Raw genomic sequence first — 22,342 nt, forward strand, 5'->3', positions numbered from 1 at the left:
CAGAGTTGAACGACGCCTCGCCGCCGGAGGCCGAAGACCGATGCTCACCCCGCCCCTCAAGGAGGCGCCTCATGCTCCGTCCATTCCGAGGCCGTCCATGGCGTCGCGCCGTCGCCTGCGTCGTCGCCGTCGTTCTCGCGGCTCCCGCGTCCGGGTGCGCCCAGGGGAACGGCGATCCCGTGAACGATCCGCGCTTCGAGCAGGCGGTGGCGCTGTTCGAGGCCTGGCTCGACGCGAAGATGGCGTACGAGAAGATTCCCGGCGTGTCCGCGGCGCTCGTGCACGATCAGGACCTCGTCTGGGCCCGCGGATACGGGTACGCCCACCGCGAGACCGAGGTCCCCGCGACCCCGTCGACGATGTACTCGGTGTGCTCGATCTCGAAGCTCTTCACCTCCATCGGAGTCATGCAGCAGCGGGACGAGGGCAAGCTGGGTCTCGACGACCCCGTCTCCGCGCACCTTCCGTGGTACGACCTCGAGCAGGTCTATCCCGACGGTCCGAACGTGAGCGTGGAGGGGATCCTCACCCACTCGTCGGGACTCCCGCGGGAATCGGCGCACCCCTACTGGACCGGTCCCGATCACCCCTTCCCGACGGTGGACGAGATCATCGAGGGGCTGGCGGAGCAGGAGACGCTGTACCCCGGCCGCCGCTATTTCCAGTACTCCAACCTCGGCATGGCGCTGGCGGGGCAGCTGGTCGAGCAGGCTTCGGGGATGGCGTATGACGACTACATCCGGAGCCGGATCCTGGAGCCGCTCGGGATGTCGGACACGTACCCCGACATTCCCGTCGAGCACCGGGGCGGCCGCTACGCCACCGGATATTCGCGGCTCGAGCGGGACGGCGACCGGGCCGAGGCCCCCTTCTTCCAGGCGCTGGGGATGGCGTCCGCGGCGGGGTTCGCCTCCACCGTGGAGGATCTCGCGCGTCTCGCGTCGTGGCAGTTCCGGCTGCTGGCGAACGGGGGGACGGAGATCCTCGACGCGAACACGCTGAGGGAGATGCACCGCGTGCACTGGGTCGACCCGGACTTCGACACGATGTGGGGGCTCGGGTTCGCGGTCTCGCGCCGCGATGGGGAACGCACGGTGGGCCACGGCGGGAGCTGTCCGGGCTTCCGCTCGACCTTCCAGATCCTCCCGGCGAAGAAGCTGGCGGGCGCGGTGATGATGAACGCCCAGGCCAATCCCACCGACGTGTGGACGAAGATGATGGCGACGCTCGGCGCGGCCTTCGAGGAGATCCGGAGCGATCCGGACGGTGGGACCCCGCGCCCGGCCTCCCTGGCGGAGTACGAGGGACTCTACCAGTCCACGTGGGGAGAGTCGGTCATCCTTCGGTGGGACGATGGTCTCGCGGTCCTCGGCGTTCCGACGAACGACCCGCTCGAAGCGATGACGAAGCTCCGGCACGAGGACGGCGATACCTTCCGGCGCATGCGGGACGACGGCGAGCCGGGAGAGGCGTACATCTTCCACCGGGAGGACGGCGCCATCGCCCGGTACAGCGTCCACGGCAATTTCTCGAACAAGGTCCGGTAGCGGACGATGACGACGGCGACGACCCCTCTTTCCGGTCCTTCCGGCAGCCTCATTCGGGAGGCGGCGACGCGCGAGGGCAACGATCCGATCTTCGCTCTGCACGGCGAGGCCGTGCGGCGGGCCGCGGCGGGCGAGTCGATCCTGAACTCGACGCTCGGGGCGCTGATGAACGACGACGGGAGCCTCGCGGTGATGCCCGCGGCCGCCGAGGCGCTGGGGCGCGTGCCGCACGCGCGCGCCGCCGGCTATGCGCCGATCTCCGGAGACCCTCCGTACCTGGCCGCGGTGATCGCGGACCTCTGCGGGGAGGGCGGCCTCGCCGAGCAGGCGGTCGCCGTCGCCACGCCCGGGAGCACCGGGGCGATCCACCACGCGATCCTGAACTTCCTCGAGCCCGGGCAGGCGGCGCTCACGCCCAGCTACTACTGGGGTCCGTACCACACGATCTCGACCCATTCGGGCCGCGCGGTCGAGACCTTCAACATGTTCGATGCCGGGATTCGCCTCGACGTCGAGGCGTTCCGGGCCGCGCTCGAGGGCCAGATCGATCGGCAGGGGCGGTCGCTCGTCCTCTTCAACTTCCCCTGCAACAACCCCACCGGGTATTCGCTCGACGAGGCGGAGTGGGAAGCGGTGGCGGAGATCGTGCGTGAGGTCGGCCGGCGGGGTCCCGTCGCGTTCCTCCTCGACCACGCGTACGCGAAGTTCGGGGACGAGGGGTCGAATCGCTGGATCGGCCACATCCCGCGGATGATGGAGTCCGCGACGATTCTCGTGGGCTGGACGGTGTCGAAGTCGTTCGCCCTCTACGGCGCGCGCGTGGGGGCGCTCGTGGCGCTCCACCGGAAGGCGGAGGAGCGGCAGCGGATCTCGAACGCGCTCGGGTTCTCGTGCCGCGCCACGTGGTCCAACTGCAACCACCTCGGACTGCTCGGCGCCACCGAACTCCTCACGGATCCGGAGCTGCGGCGGCGCACGGACGAGGAGCGCGCGGGAATGATCCGCCTCCTCAACGAGCGGGTCGCGGTCTTCAACGAGCTTGCGGGGGGCGCGGGGATGTCCTACCCCCGCTACGAGGGCGGTTTCTTCGTCTCGGTGTTCACGCCGGACGCGGAGGTGACGGCCGCAACCATGCGCGAGGCCGGGGTGTACGTGGTTCCGATGGAGGGCGCGGTGCGGATCGCGCTCTGCGCCACGCCGGCGCACTCGATTCCGCGGCTCGTCGAAGCGCTGGCCGAGGGGATCGCGACCGCCCGCGCCGCCTGAGCGGTCCGTCCGGGAGGCTACCGGGAGAATGCTGATGGAACGACAGAAGGCAGCGCTGGTTCTCGCAGCCCGTGGGGTGCTGGCCCCGACCCTCGTACTCATCGCTGTCGCCGGTTGCGCCGGCCAGGCGAGTCGGGCGGATTTGACGGACGAGGAGAAGCTCGCGCGCGTGGAAGAGATGGTGGAGGAGGTCGAACGGCGCTTTCCCGAGGTGAAAGCCGTCACCGTGGAGGAGGTGGGGCGGCTTCTCGAGACCGGAAGCGTCGTGCTCGTCGACGCCCGGGCGCCCCGCGAGCGCGAAGTCTCCTGGATTCCCGGCTCCATCACCTCCGAGGAGTTCGAGCAGGATCCGGACCGGTACGCGGAGCTGACCGTCGTGGCGTACTGTACGATCGGGCACCGGAGTTCGGAGTACGCAAAGCGCCAGAACGAGGAGGGCCGGCCCGTCCTCAACCTGCGCGGAAGCCTCCTCTCGTGGACCCACGCCGGCGCGCCGCTCGTGGGCCCGGACGGACCGACGAACCGCCTCCACGTCTACGGCGAGACCTGGGATCTCGCCCCCGCCCGCTACGAAACGATCTGGTAGGCCCCGGCAAGCCCAGGCGTGGGAATGATGTTGAGCCCCGGATGACGCCCATGCCGTATCATGGGTTGTCGTGAGAAACACCTTTGAGAACACAAGCGGCCCGGGTAGAGCATGACAAGCATGGAGCGGATCGCGAATCCCGGTACACGAGGATACCAAACGGCGGCGCAGCCGCTGATGACGGATGCCCCCGTACCGGCGATCCTGGTGGCGGAGCACATTCTTCACCTGCGCCAGCGGGCGGGGGTCGAAACCAATTTCGCCGATCTGCTGGGTCTGACGTACCTGGCGCACGCGCTCACGCTTACCTGTCACGGCGAGCCCTTGTTCCTGGACAACGTCGAGGCGTGGGCGCCCGGTCCGTCGATCCCCGCGGTCTACGGGTCCTTTCAGCATCATCGCATGAATCCGATCCGTCGTCCGGGAACCCCGGGCGACATGTTGCTCGGCCCCAAGGCCCGAGCCGTGATCAGCGCGGTCGAAGACACCTATAGGGAGGACGACTGGAGGACGCTCACGGGTCGCATCACCGCCCCCGGAACGCCCTGGTACAACACCTTCTTCGGCCTTGGGGAGGGATCCGTGATCCCCAACGAGGCCATTCGGATCTACTACGACGCGTTGATCGCGAGCGCCGGTGCGGAAGAGCAGAGTGCCGTCACCCACTGACCCGCCCGAAGACGAAGGCCGCGAACGGCGAAGCGACCCTCTGGACGAATACGGCGCTCAAGTATCGGAGGCGGTTGGCGCCAGCCGCCGCGCGGTTCCGCTTGGGACAGCGGCGATGCCGGCAGGCCCGACCCCGTTGCCGGATTGGACCGGATTCGACATGGGAAGCCTAAAGGCGCGTTTGGACAACATCGAGGCTCGGGTGGGTCGGATCCAGGGGAATTACGTGGACAAGAACGAGGCCACGCTTCGTGCAATACAGACCACGGCGACCGCGATCGCGATCCTGCTCGGCGTCGCGCTTACGCTGCTCGAGATCAGCCGACTCATATGGCGCGTCACCTCGGAACCAGCCCGGTCAGCGCGCGGGGTCGCCGAATACGGGGGCGAAGATGCCGGAGAGGTCGATCACGCCGACTTGCGTGTCGCCGAGGCGGACGGGGAGCCGGCGGCCGAAACACTCGGGCCCGAGGTGCAGCGTCGGTCGCGCCCCGGTGCTTGGGCCGAAGCGGTACACGTCGACCTGATTCTCGGCAGGGTCCACGATCCAGTACTCGCGAACGCCCTGGCGCTCGTAGAGCCGCCGTTTCGCGCCGCGGTCGCGCTCGGCCGTGGAGGGAGAGAGAACCTCGACGACGAGGTCCGGCGCCCCCACAAGTCCCGCCTCCTCGACGATGTGGCGCCGTTCGTTGGAGACGAAGAGGATGTCCGGCTGCACTCCCTCGCCGGTGGCCGGAAACTCGACCCCGGGGGTGGCCGCCACCTCGCCGTGCCCAGGATCCTCCACCAACTGGGAGAGCCTCATCAGGAGCCGCTTGCTGACCACCTGATGGCGCCACTTGGGGACGGCGGTCACGTGCAGGATCCCGTTGATCGCCTCGTAGCGGTTGCCATCGTCGGGCATCCGCTGCGCGTCCCGCCAGGTGCCTTCGGTAAGTTGCATGGTTCGCACATCATAGCTCCGCGCTCGCATCCGATCCAACCCGGAACCAATGATGCGCGACACCGTCATCGCGTCCTCAACCGCGTGGAAGGGATGATGGAAGGAGGAGGGCGGCCACTCGAGATCGGGAGCGTCATGCTCGTCGATGCCCGGGAGCGCCGATGGAGTCCTGACCGGTCGCCGAGGCAGGAGTGACGACGTCCCCGAGCGCAGGACCACATCGGGCTCCGACCGCGCCGCCTGGATCTTCTGCTGTCAGCGACGACTGCTGCTCCGCTCGCGGGTCGAACTCCTGAAGGCGATGGCACCGATTTCGTCAAAGATTCACCGATATCGTGTCTTCCCGACGAACGTAGCTGCCTGCTAGCATTCATACGCGAGTCCTCGGGAACGAGTCCCGAGAAGGGCGGGGTGTCCAGGATATGGGGCTCATATCCGAGTCTAAACCAAGGACGGAGGGGTATCGCGATGTTCACTCAGCGAATCGCGCGGACAGCGTACTGGTTCCTTCTTGCTCCGGCACTTCTTGCGGGAGGAACCATCGTCGGAGGGGCCATTGCGCCCACACCGGTTTCGGCGGCCATGTCCTGCGAGAACAACTCATGCCAGCTGTATGGGCGAGTCGAGGGTGACCTAATGTGGTGGTGCAACGATGGAGATGCCGCTGACGGCATGCAATGCGATGCTACTTGGGTAAGCGTTGACGGCCCCCTCGGACCGGAGTTGCAGCCTCACTGTCGCGACGCCGAGTGCCTCTTCTGAAGAGCTAGCGTAACATAATCAGAAGTCTCAAACCCTCGTAACTCACACAGTTGAAGGGAGGAACTCTTGTCTCGAAACGTAAAGAAGGCGACGACTTGGTTCGCGGTCGCACCACTGGTGGTAATGCTCGGCATGACTCTCGGTAACGCCACTGCCCCCGCCCCGGTTTCGGCGCAGGAAGATCCTTGGCCAGGCTGCGATCAAGACGAGTGCACTTACTGGAGTCCGATCGACAGAAGCATGTGTCTGGATTCGCTCGGCAACTCCTGGACCAACTGCTCAATGTACGGTGGCCGCTGCTTTGATGCCGATTGCGACATCATCGTTTAAGCGCTACCTGGCGCTGCTATCGTTAGCCGTAACGGGCTGCAGTTCCGACGGAACGACCAGTACGGTCCATCCTCTTCAAAAGGAACTGCGGAATCTGGAAGCCGGAGCGACTGCGATCATCCGACCCGATACGGCACCGCCGGCAGAAATGAACGAGGAAGCGGCGTCCCGCTGGCGCCTCACGCGTCGGGCCATTCTCGATGCTCGTCCAGGACCCGTTCTTGGTAGCTTTGACGAAGATGGTCCAGCCGTCTTCGCGACGCACGTCGCCGTTACGTTGGGGAGCGGCGGTCGAACACACGTCCTTGATGCCATGAGCGGGCGCGTTGTCGAGTTCGATTCTGCGGGACGCTTCATGTCGGAATTTGGCAGAGTTGGCGATGGCCCGATGGAGTTCAGGACACCAAGGGATATCGATGCGTGGGGTGATTCGCTCCTGGTCACACAAGACGGGCGCGTGAAGGTGTTCCATCGGTCAGCAAGTGAGTACGTGCCGAGGGACCATCTCCCTGTCCAGATACCCCTTTATTCCATTTGCCCCTTGGATGGGAATGTCTTCGCCAGCGTGCAAAGACAACCAAACGCACCGCTAGCCAGGTACGATCTCCAGACATTGACGCCTGCGCGTTCATTCGGTCGGGGTTACCCGTCCGGCCCTGACCTCGTTCGTGCACGGCTGTCGCTTGGTCCCGTTGCCTGCGTCGAAGATCCAGCCCGGGTTGTGCACGGATACCAGTATCTGCCCGGCTTGAATGCCTACACTCCGCAAGGTGATCAAGCATGGTCCGCGTTCCTCTCGGATTACATGGAAGGCAAATGGACCTACACCGCCGCCGGTTGGCTCGAAACTCCAATCGGTGCTAAGGAAACCCTGACCAATTTGGTCACTACCAGTTCCGGGTTCGTTGTGGCATCCTATTTTCGGGCAGACGAATCAGCACGTCGCACCAGTCGGGTCTATCTCGTGGATGCAAGCACCGGTCACGGTGCGCTGATTGAGGAAACCGACGCCCCGGATCGTGAGATCATGGCGATCGCCGAGGATCGCTACGTCACATATGTGATCGGGCCGTACCCCAGACTTCGGATTTGGTACATGGACGACCCGGAATGACGTCTACACGCGTGCTTCGCGGCGTCTGCCTGATCCTCCTTCCACTGCTTACCGGTTGTGAAAAAGCTGTCCCGGAGGGCGTCAATCATCCGTTGCCTGAAGCGCTGGCGCAAATTGCGCAGGAGGCGACGGCGTTTCTTTCACCCGACACGGTTCCTTCAACGAGGATGACTGACGATGCACGCGCGCGGTGGACACAGCTCCGGCACCGGATCCTCCAGGCGCGTCCAGGGGCCATCATAGGTGCCCTTGATGGCAATGGCGTAGATGTCTTGGCCGAGCTGACCGAAGTCGTGATTCCGGCGAGCGGCGAGATCTACGTTCTGGACGGTCGCAACGGCAGGGTGATTGTGTTCGATTCTGCAGGCGTGGCCGTGCACTGGTTCGGTCGCATCGGCGATGGCCCGAATGAGTTCCGGCTTCCCGCACCCATCCAGGTCTTGGGCGATACCCTGCTCATGGGGCAGGTGGGGGCGGTAAAGACCTTCACGCGTGGCCTGGCGGGATTCGAGTGGTACGATCAGGAGACGATCGAGACGGTCCCATTCTCAATGTGCGCTAGCGACGGCCGCATCTTCCTTGGTGGCCACCGCGAGCCCGAAGGTATGGTGCGACAATATCGACCCAGCGGCGGTGTACCGTTCGGGTCCGGGTACCTCTTCGGATCACCGGGAGTGCAGAGGTCTTTGTCGGAAGGGATCATCACTTGCGAAAATGATGCCGATGTCGTCGTATATGGGCACCGACATTCCCCCTCATTAGTTGCCTATTCTTACGCTGGACGAAAGGCGTGGTCCACCAGCCTCTCGGATTACGTGCAAGGATATTGGCTTGAGGTGGGATCCCTGAGAGGCGCACCGGTGCCACCGCGTGAGACTCTATCTAGACTGCTCCCCACGGGAGTCGGGTTCCTGATGGCGTCGTACTACCGTGAGCTCGAGATGGGCGAATCGGGGGTGCGGACATACTTACTGGATTTCGCAACTGGAGAAGGTGGATTACTGGAGGAAAGCTCACCGAATGGGCGCATTCTCGCCATGAATAGCGATCTGTATGTGCGAAGTGTGCCCGGCCCGTATCCGCGGCTCCAAATATGGCACATGGAACAAGGATGAAGATAATGTCTGTCGGAGCGAGGCGCTGCGTGGCGATCCTGGCGTTGTTTGCCGTCGGCGTGGCCGTTGGATGGGCACGATTCTTGCCCCTGCCAAGCATAAGTGTGCAGTGGAATCCGCGCACATCATCAGAGGAATATAGACCTCTCGCGCGGTTGCAGGAGGGCAAGGAAGTACTTCTTGTGGCGATCGTGTCGTCGAATTGTTTTTGGTCCAATTTGCCGGAGACGATCGAGGGGATCAGGGCCGCAAAAATCCTCGTCCAACGGCAGGCGCTGGACGAGGGATTGGAATTCGTGACAATGGGCGTGGCCCGAGATATGGTGGCATCTGCGGGCATTGAGCATTTGGAAGAACATGGCCTGTTTGACGAAGTACTGGCGGGTCGAGGCTGGCTAAATAGCGGCGTGTTGCAGTTTATCTACAACGATGAAGTTCCCGGCTGGGCTGCGACACCGCAGGTGGTGATAATCGAGCAAACAGTGGCGCTGGATGCGGGGGCGCGGAGGATCGAGGGTCGGCGAGAGGTTCTGAGAAAACTGGGTGCGAAGGAGATCGAAGAGTGGGTGGCGGAGGGTGCCGTCGTGGACCTGTCGGTGGACGGTTCAGGAAGCGGGTGATGTCCGTCTGCGGGACAAGAGTCGGTCGCATCAACGCTGAGATTACACCGTGGGCTACGGGACCAGGTTTCCGCCTGCCGTGCGGGTTATGAACCCGGCCAGCGTCTCGCGCCACTGCGGGAGCAGGCTCTCCTCGACGTACATCATGTGGCCGGCGGCGAAGTCGTCGCGCGTGATGTTGTCGCGAAGGTCCGGCGGCAGGCCGAGTTGCTCCAGCGACCACACGATGGGGAAGTACGGCGTCGCGAAGTCGTAGATCCCGTTGATGAGCAGGACCTCGAGTCGCGGGTTGCGCTCGAGCGCGTGCGCGAGGTCGGGTCCCACGTTGAGCGCGGAGCCGCCGAACGGTCCGCGCCGGCCCCCCTCCCGCTCCCAGTTCCACGGGCGCGCCATCCCGCTGGGCCAGTACTCCCGGTCGCCGTCGTAGCCGAGTTCATCCCGCACGTACGTATTGAACAGGGAGGTGTAGGCCGAACTGATGGCCGAGGATTGCGCATCGTGGTCGGGGGTCAGGTCGAGCAGGTCTCCCGTGGGCCCCGTGAACCGCGTGTCGAGCCGCGCCAGCGTGAGCCGCCGGTCCCGCAGCAGCTCCTTCTCGAACGCCGGCGCGGAGACGCGCAGATCGGCCTTGTCCAGGTACTCCATGCTGAGCCCCGTGTACTCGTGCATCTGCCGCAGCACCCGCGCTCGCAGCTCGGGATCCACGGCGGTGCCGGCCAGCAGCGCCTGCGCGTAGTCGGTCAGCGCCCACGCCTCGACCTCCTTCATGAACGTCTCGAGGTCGTCGGGGCGCCCGCCCGGCAGCATGTCGTGGTACTCGGCCGCGACCGCGAAGGACGGGACGTTCGTGATAAAGCCGATGTGGGACCCATCCGGGAACTGGAGCGTGTTGAAGTCGATGACGGCGGAGACGAGCACGACCCCGTTGAGGTCGATGTTCGCGTTCTGCAGGTGCCGTGCCAGGAGCACGGATCGCGTCGTGCCGTAGCTCTCGCCGAGGATGTAGCGGGGCGAGTTCCACCGGTTCTTCTCGCTGAGAAAGCGGCGGATGAACTGGGTGAGGGAGGCGGCGTCCTCGTCCATCCCCCAGAAATGGGTCCCGTCGGCGTCGCCGGCAGGGCGGCTGAACCCCGTCCCGATCGGGTCCACCATCACGACGTCCGCGATGTCGAGGACGGTGTAGCCGTTGTCGACCAGCGGATACGGAGGCGGCGCCTGCTGGCCCACGTTGGGCGTGACGACGCGGCGCGGTCCCATGATCCCCATGTGTAGCCAGAAGGAGGCGGACCCGGGCCCCCCGTTGTAGGCGAAGACGATGGGGCGCGTGGAGGGGTCTCCGCCGTTCGTCCGGAAGTATCCCGTGTAGAAGAGTTCTCCCGTCGCGTTCTCCTCGTTGTCGCGGAGGATGACGCTGCCGACGACGGCCTCGTACTCGACGGTCGCGCCGTCCACGACGATGGAATGGTTCGACGCCCAGCGGGCGGGCTGAGGCTCGGAAGCGTTCCCGCCGGCCCCGGGTTCGTCCTGCGCGAGGGCGCCCGCGGGAAGGAGGCCGAGCGCGAGGACGGGTGTGATCAGGCTGAGCGGCTTCATCTTTCCTCCTGCTGCATAAAAACGATCCGCGGGGTCGCGGGTTGATCGTCAGCGACCGGCGGCGGCCATTCCGAGGGCGACGGCTTCCGGCTGGGTGACGATGATCACGCGGAACCCCTGCTCGATCCGCATCGCGATGTCGTCCACTCCGGCCGTGACCCCGCACGGCACATCGAACTCGAGACAGGCGGCGAGCACGATCTGGATCGCCTCCTCCACCTTCTCCACGTCTCCATCGTAGACGCGCCGGAGGTCGCCCGGCCCCGGGGAGACGGCGCTGACGCCGGGGGTGGAGACGATCTCCCGCACGTTGTCGATCCCGACCTGGTCCTCGATGAGGAGGAAGCTGATGAGGTGGCCGCCGGGATTGCCGGGCCAGGCGGCGTCGCCGAGCGCGTCCACGGCAAGGGCCGCTTCCTCCGGGGTCTCGACGTGGGGGTAGACGATCCCGGAGATGCCGGCCGCCAGTCCCTGCGCGGCGCGGTCCCGCGCTTCGTCGTGTCCGTCCCGGATCGGGGGGATCCGCAGCAACATCGGATGCGGCATCATGTGCCCCGAGGCCTCGGACATCGCCGTGGCGTAGCTCTCGAGCGCGGGAATGTCGAAGGGACCGGACTCCAGCGAGTAGAACACGAAATCGAGGGGACGGTTCGCGGCCATGGCGGCGCCGGCCTCGGGCGTGTGATCCCCGGAGAAGAGTCCGAAGACCGCGTCCCCGGCGGCGAGTTGGTCCACGATCCGGGTGTCGGCGGCCTCCTCGGGTTCAGTCATGGGATCCGTCTCCTCCTCTCCCGGCGCGCCTCCGCAACCGTGAAAAAGGACCAGGCCCCCGGTGACGGCGCCCAGAAGGCAAAGGGTACGGAGGGGAGGGTTCCTGCGCGTGTTCCCGGCAGCCATGGGATACCTCGGAGTTGGGGCAGGCCGGTCGAACCCTGGCGACAGACTCTCGCGGGAGGTCTCGCGGCCCTCGTCAGCCTCCGATTAGTCTAGTTTCAGGAAAGGGGGTCCCGCCATGCGCACGCCGAGAGATTCTGCCCGCACGCGAAGGAAGTTCGTCGAAGAGGCCGCTCTGGGCGTCGCGGGGCTCGGCCTGCTGCCGGCCGCCGCCTGGTCGTGCCGGGAGGCGCCCGACACGGGGGCGTCGAACGCCGGCTCGCGCGGCGCGTCCTCCGTTCCCGCGACGGGGACCGGCCTCCTCTCCGATCCGCGCTACCTGGACCACGTCCTGATCCGGCCCGACGGCGGGCGCCCGCCGGAGATTCCCGACCGCCTCGTGCGCATTCGGGAGGAACTCGTCGCGCGGGGGCTGGACGAGGCCACGGTTCCGCTCGCGCCGGCCGCCGAGGCGATGCCGCATATCGAGGCGCTCCACACGCCGGAGCACGTCGCGTCGATCCGTGACATCGAGGTCTCCGGCCCGGTCGCGGAACTCGCCGTTTCGGGGGCGCTCACCGCGATCGATGCGGTCGTCGCGGGGCAGGTACGGAACGCGTTCTGCGCGATCCGGCCTCCCGGTCACCACGCGAACAACACGGGCGCCGAGGAAGGGTTCTGCTACTACAGCAACGCCGGCGTGGCCGCGAGGTACGCGCAGCAGGTGCACGGGTTCGAGCGGGTGCTCGTCATCGACTGGGATTACCACCACGGGAACGCGACGCAGAACGCCTTCTACGATGATCCGTCGGTGCTCTTCTTCTCCGCCCACGACTGGGCCGCCTACCCGCAAACGGGCGACCCGGCCCTCACCGGTGAAGGCGAGGGGACGGGATTCAACATCAATGTCCACCTCGACTGCGGCGCCACCGACGATGACATGCTGGGCCGCTGGGACGACACGCTCTCCCCGGCCGTCGCCGCCTTCGACCCCGACTTCGTCATCCTCTCGGCGGGCTTCGACAGCCGGGTCGACGACCTCCTGGGCTGCTTCGCGCTCACGGACGACGCCTTCCGGCGCATGACGCGGACGGCGATGGACTACGCGGATGCCTGCTGCGAGGGGCGCGTCGTCTCGTTGCTGGAGGGCGGCTACAACCTCGACGGCACGGCCCTGGCCACCGCCGCGCACATCGAGACCCTGCTCGAGGGGTAGCCCGAGTCGCGTCGCCTCGCACGCTCCGGGTCGCCGGGCCGTCGGCCCCCACCGTGGGACGACCACGTGCGGCTCGTCCTCCCGCGGGTTGTCCCAACGGATCGCCGTGTGTACAATACACACCATGTCGAGCGCGGAGATCATCCGGAGGCTCAGGCGCGACGGGTGGGTGCTCCGGAATACGCGCGGAAGCCATCACCAGTTCACTCACACGGAGAAGCCGGGACGAGTGACGGTCAAGCATCCGAGCAAGGACATTCCCGTCGGGACGCTGCGCAGCATTTTTCGCCAGGCGGGCTGGAGATGGGAGGATCGCCGATGAGGTTCGCGGTCGTGATTCACAGGGACGAGGACACCGCGTACGGAGTGACCGTACCCGATCTTCCGGGCTGCTTCTCGGCGGGAGATACCCTGGACGTGGCCATCGAGTCCGCCTCCGAGGCCATTGCCTGCCACATCGAGGGCTTGCTCATGGACGGCGAGCCGATTCCGGAACGGGCAACGCTGGAGGCGCATCAAGCCAATGAAGACCTTAAGGGCGGCGTCTGGGCCATCGTTGCCGTGGATATCTCGAAGCTCTCGAGCAGAACCCGTCGGGTGAACATCACGGTACCGGCTCGCGTGCTCGCGATTGTGGACCAGGCTGCGGGCAGGGAAGGAGAAACGCGCTCGGGATGGCTCACGCGCGCGGCGTTGAGCTACATCCAGCGACGTGCGGAGGCGGACTCGCCGGGTCTCGCCTGACGGGCGGGTCAGACGTTGAAGCGGATGTGGAGGATGTCGCCGTCGGCGACGACGTAATCCCTGCCCTCGACCTGCAGCAGGCCCGCCTCCTTCACCGCCTGCTCGGAGCCGTACTCCGCGAAGACCTCGTAGGGGATGACTTCCGCGCGGATGAAGCCGCGTTCCATGTCGGAATGGACCCGGCCGGCCGCCCGCCTGGCGCGCGTGCCGCGCCGGATCGTCCATGCCCGGACCTCGGCGGGGGCGGCCGTGAAGAAGGAGATGAGATCGAGGAGTCCGTAGGCCGAGCGGATGAAGCGGGCGAGCGCCGGTTCGCGTAGGCCGAGCGCCTCCACGAAGGCGGCCCGGTCCTCTCGGTCGAGGTCGGCGATCTCCGCCTCGACGGGCGCGGACAGCGCCAGGCCGCCGGCTCCCATCGCGGCGAGTCGCGCGGCGAGCGCCGCCGGCAGCGCCTCCCCGGCGCGGTCCTCGCTGCGGTTCAGCACGGCGAGCAGCGGACTGTCCGTCAGGAGGCCGTAGCCGCGGAACGGCGCGCGGTCCAGCTCCGCCCGGGGCACGGTCCGCAGAGGCTGTTCGCGTTCCAGCGTCTCGAGCGCCCGTTCGAAAGCGGCGATCTCGACCGCGTCGGCTCCCTCGCGGCGCGCCCGGTCCAGCCGGCGCTCGACGAGGTCGAGATCGGAGAGCAGGCATTCCGTGGCGAAGGCCTCGAATTCGCCCTCCGCGTCCGGCGGGTCCGCGAGCGCGGGATTGTCGAAGTCGCGCAGGACGAGGCAGAGCGCCTCCTGATCGCGGATCTGCTGGAGTCCGCGCGGCGAGAGGCCCTTGCTCGCCGCGCCGTGCTCGCCCGGGATGTCGCAGAACCGCATCTCGGCGTACGTCGTCCGGCGCGGGGAGAGGCGGGCGCTGAGCGCATCGATCCGCGCATCCGGAACCCGCACCGTGCCGAGGCGCACCTCGCCGCCGAACCCGACCGGCACGCCGAGCCCCGTCATCGCGTTGAACACCGTCGTCTTCCCGGAACCCGCGAACCCCACGAGTCCAATCCTCACCGCGTCCCCTTCCTCCCCATTATGTTCGGAGCGTGAATATCGAGATCCCTGTGTCCGCCGGCGAACTCATCGACCGCATCACCATCCTGCGACTGAAACAGGCCCGGATCCGCAATCGCCGGAAGCTCGCGAATGTGAACTCCGAACTGGCGAACGTCGAGGCCGTGTGCGCGCGGACGATCGGGGTGCTCGAGGCCGCGCCGTCCCGCGTCCGGGAGCGCGTCGCCGCCTTGGCGGAAGTGAACCGGGGGATCTGGGACGTCGAGGACGAGCTGCGTCGCCTGGAACGCGCGGACGACTTCGGTCCCCGCTTCACGGAAGCCGCGCGTCAGGTCTATCGCCTCAACGATGAACGCCACCGTCTCAAGCGCGCCCTCAGCGAGGACTACGGCTCGGGGATCGTCGAGGAAAAATCACACGCCTCCACCGACCCGGAGATCGACCCGGCGTAACCGCGAACGCCGCCCGCGTGCGGACGCCGCCCGGTCGTGGGCTCCGCCCGGTCCCGGACTCGGCCCGGTCAGGGGCAGAAGGGGTCCAGGCGGTCGGCCACCGCAGCCAGTCCCTCCACGGGCGAGGCTTCGCTCCCCGTCACCTTCGAGATCCGGATCGCGACGATCCCGTTGGGGAAGAGGACGACCCGGTGCCCGCCCCAGCCCGACATGCGCGTGAGGTCGACGACGCAGCCCCCTTCGCCAGCGTAGTTCTGGTGCCAGAGCGCGAGGGAGTAACTCGGCTGCCCGATGTCGACGGGCGGGCCGAACGTGATCCCGCGCACGTCCGTCCGGTACAGCACTTCGGCGGTCAGTTCCGCGTGCAGCAGCGGCTCGCCCTCGTGCACGCCGCCGTTCTGCAGGAGGCGGGCGATCTTCGCGAGGTCGTCCACGGTCGGGTAATAGCCCTGCGACATCTGCGGCAGCGTGAGCGAGCCGTCCGCCTCGACGAGCCGATTCGTCGGCGCGTGCGGCAGGCCGATGGGCCGGTAGACCTCATCCTCCAGCATCTCCCACAGGTCCGCCTCGGGCCCGGCCCGATGTTTGAGGTACGCGTCCATCGCCGCGCCGATGAGGAACGCGTCCTGGTCGCGGTAGCGGACGACCTCCCCCGGCCCCCACGGATGGTTCGAGGCGCGGAACACCTGGCGGATCCGTGCGTCCCTCGAGATCGCCGTGTACCAGTCGTCGTAGCCGATGAGGTAGCCGTCGCCCGTGCTGTTGGGCTCGGTCCGCGTCGATCCCTCGCCCACGCCGGTGGCCATGTTGAGGACATCGCGGAAGCGCACGTCGTCCCAGCCGTCGTGGTCCGCCGTCACATCGAGGTGGTCGGCGACCCGTTCGTCGAGGACGCCGCGCCCGTAGCGCTGTGCGAGACGGAGCGCGGCCACCGTGTTGCCCGTGGACTTCGTGACGGACCAGATCCCGAAGCGTTGCTCCCGGCAGAAGGGAAGCTCCCCGAACGGCGTGGGGCAGTCGGCGACGTAGAGGGTGTCGCGCACGAGGAAGGCCGCCGTGACCATGTTCTCCACGTTCATCTCCCCGTGCATGGCGTCGAACACGGCATCCCCCACCCGCGGGCGCAGGTCGGCGATCGAGCGCAGAGGCAGACGTCCCGCCTTCTCGGCGGCGAAGTCCTCGATGACCTCCGCCGGCGCCGGGCCCGGCGTGTACTCTGCGTCGAGCTGGCCCCACATCAGCCGTCGCTGGACGAGGAAATAGGGCCGCCCCTGGGTCACGGTCTGGAAGCGGACGCCCGCCACCTCCCGGTCGTTGAAGGCGAAGGTCGCGACCCCGTTGTACGTCTCGTTCTCGACGGAACTCGCGAGCTGCAGCGGAAACGCCGCCCGCGACCAGGCCTCGCCCGGTTCGGACCAGACGGCTCCGGGTCCGACCAGGAGATCCCAGTAACTCCCCGCCTCGGTGCGCGTGCCGGACACGACGAGGTTGCGATTCCACGGGATCAGGTCGCCGCCGTCCGCGACGAATCCGAGCGACACGTCGGGGAAGAGCTTCGTGTCGCGACCCATGAGCCGGCGTGGATCGAGTTCCGCGGGTTCCGTCCCCATCTCGGCCCCCGCGAGGACGATGGTGCCGGAGAAGGGATGCCGGGCGGGCTCCGCCTCGGACGAAGGAAGAAAGCGGTCGTTCGGGAGCATGGCGGGCGGAGACCAGGCTCCGAGGGTCAGCTCCTCGAGGGGGATCGGAACGGGAGCGCCGGGAACTCCCGCTCCTCCGCAGGCGCCTGCGAGCAGAAGCGCTGCCATCGGCGGAAGCCGGTTTCGAGTCATCGCGATCCCCTCGAGGCGTCGACCGTCACATCCGTCATCCTTCGGCGAACCCCTTCGTCGACGCCGCCGAGGCGTCTTGGAGGGGCCGATGCGTGTGCGTAGCTTGCGGCAGAGCGTACGACCTGTCACGAGGGGAGTAAGAAATGCATATAGGGTGGGGAACCGTTCGACGGACGCGGATCGTGGTTCTGGCGACAGTACTCGCGGTCTCGGTACTCGCGGTCTCGTGCGATGGAAGCACCGGGCCATCGAGCTTCGAGCCGGGGCCGCTGGGGGTGGTCACGGTCCACCGGGGCGAGGCGGTGTCAATTCGATCGATGCTCTCGATGAGCGTGTGGCCGTCGGGGGGGGCGCCGGCCCGGCACGGCGTTGAACTTGCCGTCCGGGACATCGGCACGGTGCGCGGCCGCCCCGTCGACCTGGGTCGTGCGCTGGATTCGGCGTGCGGGCCCGAGGGTGGACGCGCCGCGGCCCGGGAAGTCGTTTCCGACCCACAGGTGGCGGGCGTCATCGGAACGTCCTGTTCGGCCGCGGCGGTGGCGGCCTCGCCGGTGATCAGCCAGGCGGGCTACGTGATGGTCGCCCCGAGCACGACCTCGCCCCTGCTCACGTCGGATCTGGCCGGCAACCCGAATCCGGACTATCACCCCGGTTACTTTCGGGTCGCCAACAACGACCTGTACCAGGCCCGGGCCCTGTCCGACTTCGCGTTCAACCAGCTGGGACTCCGGCGCATCGCGACCGTTCACGACGGAGATCCGTACACGTCGGCTCTCGTGGGCGCCTTCGAGGCGGCGTTCGCAGCACTGGGCGGGGAAATCCCTTCCGCGACCTCGATCGCGAAGGGGGACACGGACATGACGCCGGCCCTGGGCGAATTGGCGGCGGCGGGGCCCGATGGGATCTTCTTCCCTCTCTTCGAGGCGGAAGGGTCGCCCTTCGCCGCGCAAGCCCGGGGCTTCGACGGACTTGAAGGCGTGACCCTCATCTCCGGCTCGGCCCTCCTCGTCTCCGCTTTCCTCGCCACGCCGCAGTCGGAGGGGATCTACTTCGCGGGACCGGAGTCGGACTTCGGTTCGAACGTGAACGAGGTGACGGGGAAGAACGGCGATGCCGTCCTGGCGGCGTACGAAGCGGCGCACGGCGGACCTCCGTCGTCCCCCTACTGGGCACAGGCGTACGACGCGACGACCCTGCTCCTCGCCGCCATCCGGGCCGTGGCGGTGGAGGAGGGCGGACGGCTGTACATTGACCGCGCCGCGCTACGCGCCGAGATCGGCCGGACTCGCCTGCAGGGGCTCATCGGGCGGATCTCCTGCGACGACTTCGGGGACTGCGGCACCGGGCGGATCAACATCGTCCACCACACGGACTCCCGGGTGACGGACGTCGCGCGACTTCCGGTCGTGTACCGGTTCGTGCCCTGATCCCGAGCGCCGGCCCAGGGCGCGGCACCGCCGTGGCGGATCTCGACGACCTCTTCGCGGAGGAGGTGATCGCGCGCCCGTACGCCTCGTTCGCCCGGCTGCGGGAGCGGGATCCCGTCCACTGGAACGAGAAGTTCGGGCTGTGGGTCGTGACGGGGTACGACCCCGTCGTCTGGATCCTCCGACATCACGAACTCTTCTCCTCCGCGGTGATCCGGGGCGTGGAGGGGCCGCCGTACCCGCCGGTGCTGCCCGAGGACGCGCCCCTGTTCGACGAGGTCAAGGCGTTCCGCGCGGATCAACTCGTGGAGCAGGACCGGCCCGAACACCTCGAGCAGCGGAAGACGGTTCACTCTTTCTTCACCCCGACGGCGATGGAGGGCTGGCGTCCCTTCGTGCGCCGGGCGGTCGACGAACTCCTGGATGAGTTGTGGCCCAGGGGACGGATGAACGTCGTCACCGACCTGGCGGCGCCGCTCCCCGTGCGGATCATCGCACGGCTGATGGGCGTCCCCCGCGAGGACATGGACGCGCTCCGGGGGCTCGCGGACAGCATCCTCCACCTGAATCGCGGGGAACCCGACCGGCTGCGGCCCCTGACGGAGGGAATCCGCGGCATCGTGGAGTACGCCCGCCCCTTCGTCGAGGAGCGGATCGGGAATCCGGGAGATGACCTGATCTCGGCGCTGGCGCAGGGGGAGACCGACGGCGTCTTCACGCGGCACCAGGTGCTCGTGAACACCGGACTGATGCTGTTCGCGGGACACGAGACGACGATGAACCTGATCTGTAACGGTCTCCGCGCCTTCATCGAGCACCCGGTGCAGTGGGACAGGCTCAGGGCGGACCCCGACCGCTTCGCCCGGACGGCGACCGAGGAGTGTCTCCGCTTCGATCCGCCGGTGAAGTCGACCCAGCGCATCGTCGCGCAGGAGGCCGAACTGTGCGGGAAGACGCTCTCGCCTGGCGAGCGGATCCGCTGGATCATCGCGGCGGCGAACCGCGACCCGTCCGTGTTCGACGACCCGGACCGGTTCGATATCGGGCGCCAGCCGAACCCGCACCTCTCCTTCGGCTCCGGGATCCACTACTGCCTCGGGGTCGCGCTCGCGCGCATCGAGGGACAGGAGGTCTTCCGCGGGCTGGCGCGCCGCTTCGAGCGCTTCTCACTCGAGACGGATGAACTGCGCTACCAGCCGAGCATCCAGTTCCGCTCCATCGAGTCCATGCCCGTCGCCTGGAGCGTCCCGGCGTGAGAGCTGCATGGTGAGGATCGAGGTCGACCATGGGCTCTGCGTCGGCAACGCGATGTGCGTGGCCACCGCGCCGGGCGTGTTCGCACACAACGAGCACCGCCAGTCGACGATCGTCGATGCGGGGGGCGACCCGGCGGCGCTCGTCCTCGAGGCGGCGGCGAACTGTCCGGTGAGCGCGATCCGGGTGATGGATGCCGAGACCGGCCGGACGCTCTTTCCGCCCGAGCCCGGCGCAACGAGCTGACCGGAGGATGACAACGAGGATGACACCATGACGCGAACCATGAGCGTGCCGGGCGGAGGCTCCGCGGAACGGAAGCTGACGACGCTCGACCTCGTCGCGATGAAGTCGCGCGGCGAGAAGATCGTCGCCATCACCGCCTACGACGCGCTCTTCGCATCGCTCGTGGACGCGGCGGGCGCGGACCTGATTCTCGTCGGCGACTCCCTGGCGAGCGTCCTGTGCGGAGAGGAGACGACGCTCTCCGCCACGGTGGAGCAGATGACGTACCACGGCCGCATCGTGGCGCGGGGCGCATCCCGCGCCCTGGTCGTCGTCGACATGCCCTTCCTCAGCTACCAGGTCTCGGTCGAGGAGGCGGTGCGGAACGCGGGGAACATCCTCAAGCACACCGGGGCCGGAGCCGTGAAGCTGGAGGGCGGCTCCGGGGTCTTCGACAGGGTGGAGGCGATCGTCGGGGCGGGGATCCCCGTGGTGGGTCATCTCGGGTTCACGCCGCAGGCCGTGCACGCGCTGGGGGGACCCCGGATTCAGGGGATCGATGAGGATGCGGCGATGTTCCTGGAGGAGGACGCCGTCGCCCTGGAGGAGGTGGGCGCCTTCGCCATCGTTCTCGAACTGATACCGACCCCGTTGGCGCGGCGGGTGACGGAAGCCGTCTCCGTGCCGACGATCGGGATCGGAGCCGGACCGGACTGCGACGGACAGGTGCTCGTGCTGCACGACATGCTCGGCCTGAACGAAGGGTTCAGCCCCCGCTTCCTGAAACGGTACGCCGAACTCGGGAAGGCCACGCGGGAGGCCGTCGCGCGGTACGCCGAGGAGGTGCGGGCGGGAAGCTACCCCGCGGAGGAACACGGGTACGAACCGGCCGGGGACGGGGGTTGAGCGAAGTGTCCGCGCATCAGGGCCGGCGGGTCATCGTCACCGGCGCCGGGGCGGGAATCGGCCGGGCGATCGCATCGGCCTTGCTCGGCGAAGGGGCACGGGTGCACGTCTGCGACCGGGACGCCGGCGCGCTCGAAGACTTCCTGGGTTCGGCGGAGGGCGACCTCGCGGGGACGGTGGCGGACGTCGGCGTGGAAGCGGACGTGGAGCGGCTGTTCGCGGAGGGGCTCGCGCGGCTCGGGGGCCTCGATGTCCTCGTGAACAACGCCGGGACGGCGGGCCCCACAGGACCCGTCGAGACGCTCGATCTCGACGGCTGGCGGCAGACGCTGGCGGTCAACCTCGACGGCATGTTCCTCTGCGCCCGGGCCGCCGTCCCGGCCCTGCGGCGGGCGGGGGGCGGATCGATCGTGAACCTCTCCTCGACCGCCGGACTGCACGGCTATCCGCTGCGGAGCCCCTACGCCACGGCGAAGTGGGGCGTGATCGGCTTCACCCGCACCCTCGCCATGGAACTCGGTCCGGCCGGGATCCGCGTGAACGCGATCTGCCCGGGCAGCGTCCGCGGCGACCGCATCGACCGCGTGATCGCCGCCCAGGCCGCGACCCGGGGGGTGTCCGAAGAGGCGGTCCGGCAGAACTGGCTGCGGCAGATTTCGCTCCGGCGTTTCGCCGACGCCGAGGACGTCGCGGCGCTCGTCCTCTTCCTCACGTCCGACGCGGGTGCGAAGATATCCGGGCAGGCGCTCCCGGTGGACGGACACACCGAGGGCCTGAGTTCCAGTGTGGACGCGAGCAGCGACCCCAGAGGCGAATAGCGGGAGAACGACGACATGCGAGCAGCATGGTACACGAAACTGGGATCCGCGGGCGACGTGCTGGAGGTAGGTGAGCAGGAGACGCCGGCGCCGGGCCCCGGAGAGGTTCGGGTCCGCGTACGCGCCTCCGGAATCAACCCCGTTGACGTGAAGCGGCGTGCCGGGGGCCGCGGCGCGCTCGCCTCCACGCTCGTCGTGCCGCACTTCGACGGCGCAGGGGTCATCGACCAGGTGGGGGAGGACGTCGATTCCGGAAGGCTCGGCAACCGCGTGTGGATCTACGAGGCGCAGTGGGGGCGCAACCTCGGTACCGCGGCGGAGTTCGCCACGGTCCCCGAGTCCCGGGCCGTCCCGCTCCCCCCGAACGCGACGTTCGCGGACGGCGCGTGTCTCGGCATCCCCGCCCTGACCGCGCACCGCTGCGTGTACGGCGACGGTCCCGTCGAGGGGCAGACAGTGCTCGTGACAGGCGGTGCGGGTGCGGTCGGCGCCTACGCGATCCAGTGCGCCAGGCTGGGAGGCGCGCGCGTCCTCTCAACCGTAAGCGCGGACGAGAAGGCGAGGGTCGCGCGAGCGGCGGGCGCGGACACCGTCATCAACTATCGTGAGGAGGATGTCGCGGCCCGCGTCGAGGAACTGACCGACGGAGAGGGCGTCGACCGGATCGTCGAGGTCGAGATGGGCGGGAATCTCGACGCCTCGATCGAGATGCTGAAGGCAAACGGGGTGATCTCCGCCTACGCCTCGGAGGGCGAACCCGAGCCGGCCGTTCCGTTCTACACGCTCCTCTACAAGAACCTCACGGTGCGCTTCGAACTCGTCTTCCTCATGCCGGAGGACGCGAAGCAGAAGGCGGTGGAAGACCTCACGAAGTGGCTGGCCGAGGGTGAACTGCGTCACACGGTCGCGGAGCGGTTCGCGCTCGACAACGTCGTGGCCGCCCACGAGGCCGTGGAATCCGGTCCGCTCGGCAAGGTCCTGCTCGACCTCGGCCTCTGAGC

General features: G+C 67.7%; 22 protein-coding genes. 17 read left to right on the plus strand and 5 right to left on the minus strand.

The features are described from left to right. Positions 1-71 precede the first annotated feature (71 nt). From ACQY5G_RS04930 to ACQY5G_RS04945, 4 genes are all read left to right on the plus strand, one after another. Complete coding sequence (locus tag ACQY5G_RS04930) at positions 72-1,547, plus strand: serine hydrolase (protein WP_428277557.1); 1,476 nt, start codon at positions 72-74, stop codon at positions 1,545-1,547. Positions 1,548-1,553: 6 nt separating this feature from the next. Beyond that, positions 1,554-2,813 carry a pyridoxal phosphate-dependent aminotransferase gene (locus ACQY5G_RS04935; protein WP_428277559.1) on the plus strand — a complete coding sequence of 420 codons (1,260 nt, stop codon included), beginning with the start codon at positions 1,554-1,556 and terminating at the stop codon, positions 2,811-2,813. A gap of 34 nt (positions 2,814-2,847) precedes the next feature. Next, positions 2,848-3,399, plus strand: a complete 552-nt coding sequence (locus ACQY5G_RS04940; protein WP_428277561.1) for a rhodanese-like domain-containing protein — start codon at positions 2,848-2,850, stop codon at positions 3,397-3,399. Positions 3,400-3,519: 120 nt separating this feature from the next. After that, positions 3,520-4,068, plus strand: a complete 549-nt coding sequence (locus ACQY5G_RS04945) for a Panacea domain-containing protein (RefSeq protein ID WP_428277563.1) — start codon at positions 3,520-3,522, stop codon at positions 4,066-4,068. A gap of 358 nt (positions 4,069-4,426) precedes the next feature. On the opposite strand, the gene ACQY5G_RS04950 is transcribed toward ACQY5G_RS04945, so the two are convergent. Then, entirely contained in the window at positions 4,427-5,011 is a 585-nt protein-coding gene (locus ACQY5G_RS04950) for a Uma2 family endonuclease (protein ID WP_428277565.1), read from the minus strand. Positions 5,012-6,077: 1,066 nt separating this feature from the next. On the opposite strand from ACQY5G_RS04950, the gene ACQY5G_RS04955 reads away from it, so the two are divergent. The 3 genes from ACQY5G_RS04955 to ACQY5G_RS04965 are packed head-to-tail and all read left to right on the plus strand — an operon-like array spanning position 6,078 to position 8,952. After that, entirely contained in the window at positions 6,078-7,217 is a 1,140-nt protein-coding gene (locus ACQY5G_RS04955; RefSeq protein WP_428277567.1) for a 6-bladed beta-propeller, read from the plus strand. Continuing rightward, the gene (locus tag ACQY5G_RS04960; RefSeq protein ID WP_428277569.1) at positions 7,214-8,332 is read left to right on the plus strand and encodes a 6-bladed beta-propeller; all 1,119 of its coding nucleotides are present in this window, start codon (positions 7,214-7,216) and stop codon (positions 8,330-8,332) included. Before ACQY5G_RS04955 ends, ACQY5G_RS04960 begins: the two co-directional genes overlap by 4 nt. A 29-nt stretch (positions 8,333-8,361) precedes the next feature. Then, entirely contained in the window at positions 8,362-8,952 is a 591-nt protein-coding gene (locus ACQY5G_RS04965) for a hypothetical protein (RefSeq protein WP_428277571.1), read from the plus strand. 54 nt (positions 8,953-9,006) lie between these two features. On the opposite strand, the gene ACQY5G_RS04970 is transcribed toward ACQY5G_RS04965, so the two are convergent. Together ACQY5G_RS04970 and ACQY5G_RS04975 are read right to left on the minus strand one after the other, a co-directional pair. Next, complete coding sequence (locus tag ACQY5G_RS04970; RefSeq protein ID WP_428277573.1) at positions 9,007-10,545, minus strand: S10 family peptidase; 1,539 nt, start codon at positions 10,543-10,545, stop codon at positions 9,007-9,009. 48 nt (positions 10,546-10,593) lie between these two features. Beyond that, positions 10,594-11,316 carry an aldolase/citrate lyase family protein gene (locus tag ACQY5G_RS04975; protein ID WP_428277575.1) on the minus strand — a complete coding sequence of 241 codons (723 nt, stop codon included), beginning with the start codon at positions 11,314-11,316 and terminating at the stop codon, positions 10,594-10,596. 241 nt (positions 11,317-11,557) lie between these two features. Between ACQY5G_RS04975 and ACQY5G_RS04980 the strand changes: the two genes are divergently transcribed. The 3 genes from ACQY5G_RS04980 (at position 11,558) to ACQY5G_RS04990 (ending at position 13,378) form a co-directional block, all read left to right on the plus strand. Continuing rightward, on the plus strand, positions 11,558-12,634 hold the full coding sequence (locus tag ACQY5G_RS04980; protein WP_428277577.1) for a histone deacetylase family protein: 1,077 nt from the start codon (positions 11,558-11,560) through the stop codon (positions 12,632-12,634). Between the two features lie 124 nt (positions 12,635-12,758). After that, positions 12,759-12,956: a type II toxin-antitoxin system HicA family toxin gene (locus ACQY5G_RS04985; RefSeq protein WP_428277579.1), complete on the plus strand. Its 198-nt coding sequence runs from the start codon at positions 12,759-12,761 to the stop codon at positions 12,954-12,956. Next, positions 12,953-13,378: a type II toxin-antitoxin system HicB family antitoxin gene (locus ACQY5G_RS04990; RefSeq protein WP_428277581.1), complete on the plus strand. Its 426-nt coding sequence runs from the start codon at positions 12,953-12,955 to the stop codon at positions 13,376-13,378. Before ACQY5G_RS04985 ends, ACQY5G_RS04990 begins: the two co-directional genes overlap by 4 nt. Before the next feature lie 8 nt (positions 13,379-13,386). On the opposite strand, the gene ACQY5G_RS04995 is transcribed toward ACQY5G_RS04990, so the two are convergent. Beyond that, entirely contained in the window at positions 13,387-14,427 is a 1,041-nt protein-coding gene (locus ACQY5G_RS04995; RefSeq protein ID WP_428277583.1) for a DUF933 domain-containing protein, read from the minus strand. 32 nt (positions 14,428-14,459) lie between these two features. Between ACQY5G_RS04995 and ACQY5G_RS05000 the strand changes: the two genes are divergently transcribed. Then, the gene (locus ACQY5G_RS05000; RefSeq protein ID WP_428277585.1) at positions 14,460-14,879 is read left to right on the plus strand and encodes a DUF6165 family protein; all 420 of its coding nucleotides are present in this window, start codon (positions 14,460-14,462) and stop codon (positions 14,877-14,879) included. A gap of 68 nt (positions 14,880-14,947) precedes the next feature. Here ACQY5G_RS05000 and ACQY5G_RS05005 read toward each other — a convergent pair whose 3' ends face one another. Continuing rightward, positions 14,948-16,687 (minus strand): hypothetical protein, encoded by a 1,740-nt coding sequence (locus ACQY5G_RS05005; protein ID WP_428277587.1) that lies wholly within the window; start codon positions 16,685-16,687, stop codon positions 14,948-14,950. A gap of 206 nt (positions 16,688-16,893) precedes the next feature. Between ACQY5G_RS05005 and ACQY5G_RS05010 the strand changes: the two genes are divergently transcribed. Genes ACQY5G_RS05010 through ACQY5G_RS05035 form a run of 6 tightly spaced genes read left to right on the plus strand, consistent with a single transcriptional unit; the run spans position 16,894 to position 22,340 of the window. Continuing rightward, positions 16,894-18,138: a branched-chain amino acid ABC transporter substrate-binding protein gene (locus ACQY5G_RS05010; RefSeq protein ID WP_428277589.1), complete on the plus strand. Its 1,245-nt coding sequence runs from the start codon at positions 16,894-16,896 to the stop codon at positions 18,136-18,138. A 32-nt stretch (positions 18,139-18,170) separates the two neighbouring features. Next, the gene (locus tag ACQY5G_RS05015) at positions 18,171-19,394 is read left to right on the plus strand and encodes a cytochrome P450 (protein ID WP_428277591.1); all 1,224 of its coding nucleotides are present in this window, start codon (positions 18,171-18,173) and stop codon (positions 19,392-19,394) included. A gap of 7 nt (positions 19,395-19,401) precedes the next feature. Beyond that, positions 19,402-19,638, plus strand: coding sequence for a ferredoxin (locus ACQY5G_RS05020; RefSeq protein WP_428277593.1), 237 nt, complete (start codon positions 19,402-19,404; stop codon positions 19,636-19,638). A gap of 27 nt (positions 19,639-19,665) precedes the next feature. Continuing rightward, entirely contained in the window at positions 19,666-20,523 is an 858-nt protein-coding gene (panB, locus tag ACQY5G_RS05025) for a 3-methyl-2-oxobutanoate hydroxymethyltransferase (protein ID WP_428277595.1), read from the plus strand. Then, the gene (locus ACQY5G_RS05030; RefSeq protein WP_428277597.1) at positions 20,520-21,341 is read left to right on the plus strand and encodes an SDR family oxidoreductase; all 822 of its coding nucleotides are present in this window, start codon (positions 20,520-20,522) and stop codon (positions 21,339-21,341) included. Before panB ends, ACQY5G_RS05030 begins: the two co-directional genes overlap by 4 nt. 15 nt (positions 21,342-21,356) lie before the next feature. Further along, on the plus strand, positions 21,357-22,340 hold the full coding sequence (locus ACQY5G_RS05035; RefSeq protein ID WP_428277599.1) for an NADPH:quinone reductase: 984 nt from the start codon (positions 21,357-21,359) through the stop codon (positions 22,338-22,340). Positions 22,341-22,342 lie beyond the last annotated feature (2 nt).

It is taken from the genome of Candidatus Palauibacter sp. (assembly GCF_965261555.1).
Taxonomy (GTDB): Bacteria; Gemmatimonadota; Gemmatimonadetes; order Palauibacterales; family Palauibacteraceae; genus Palauibacter.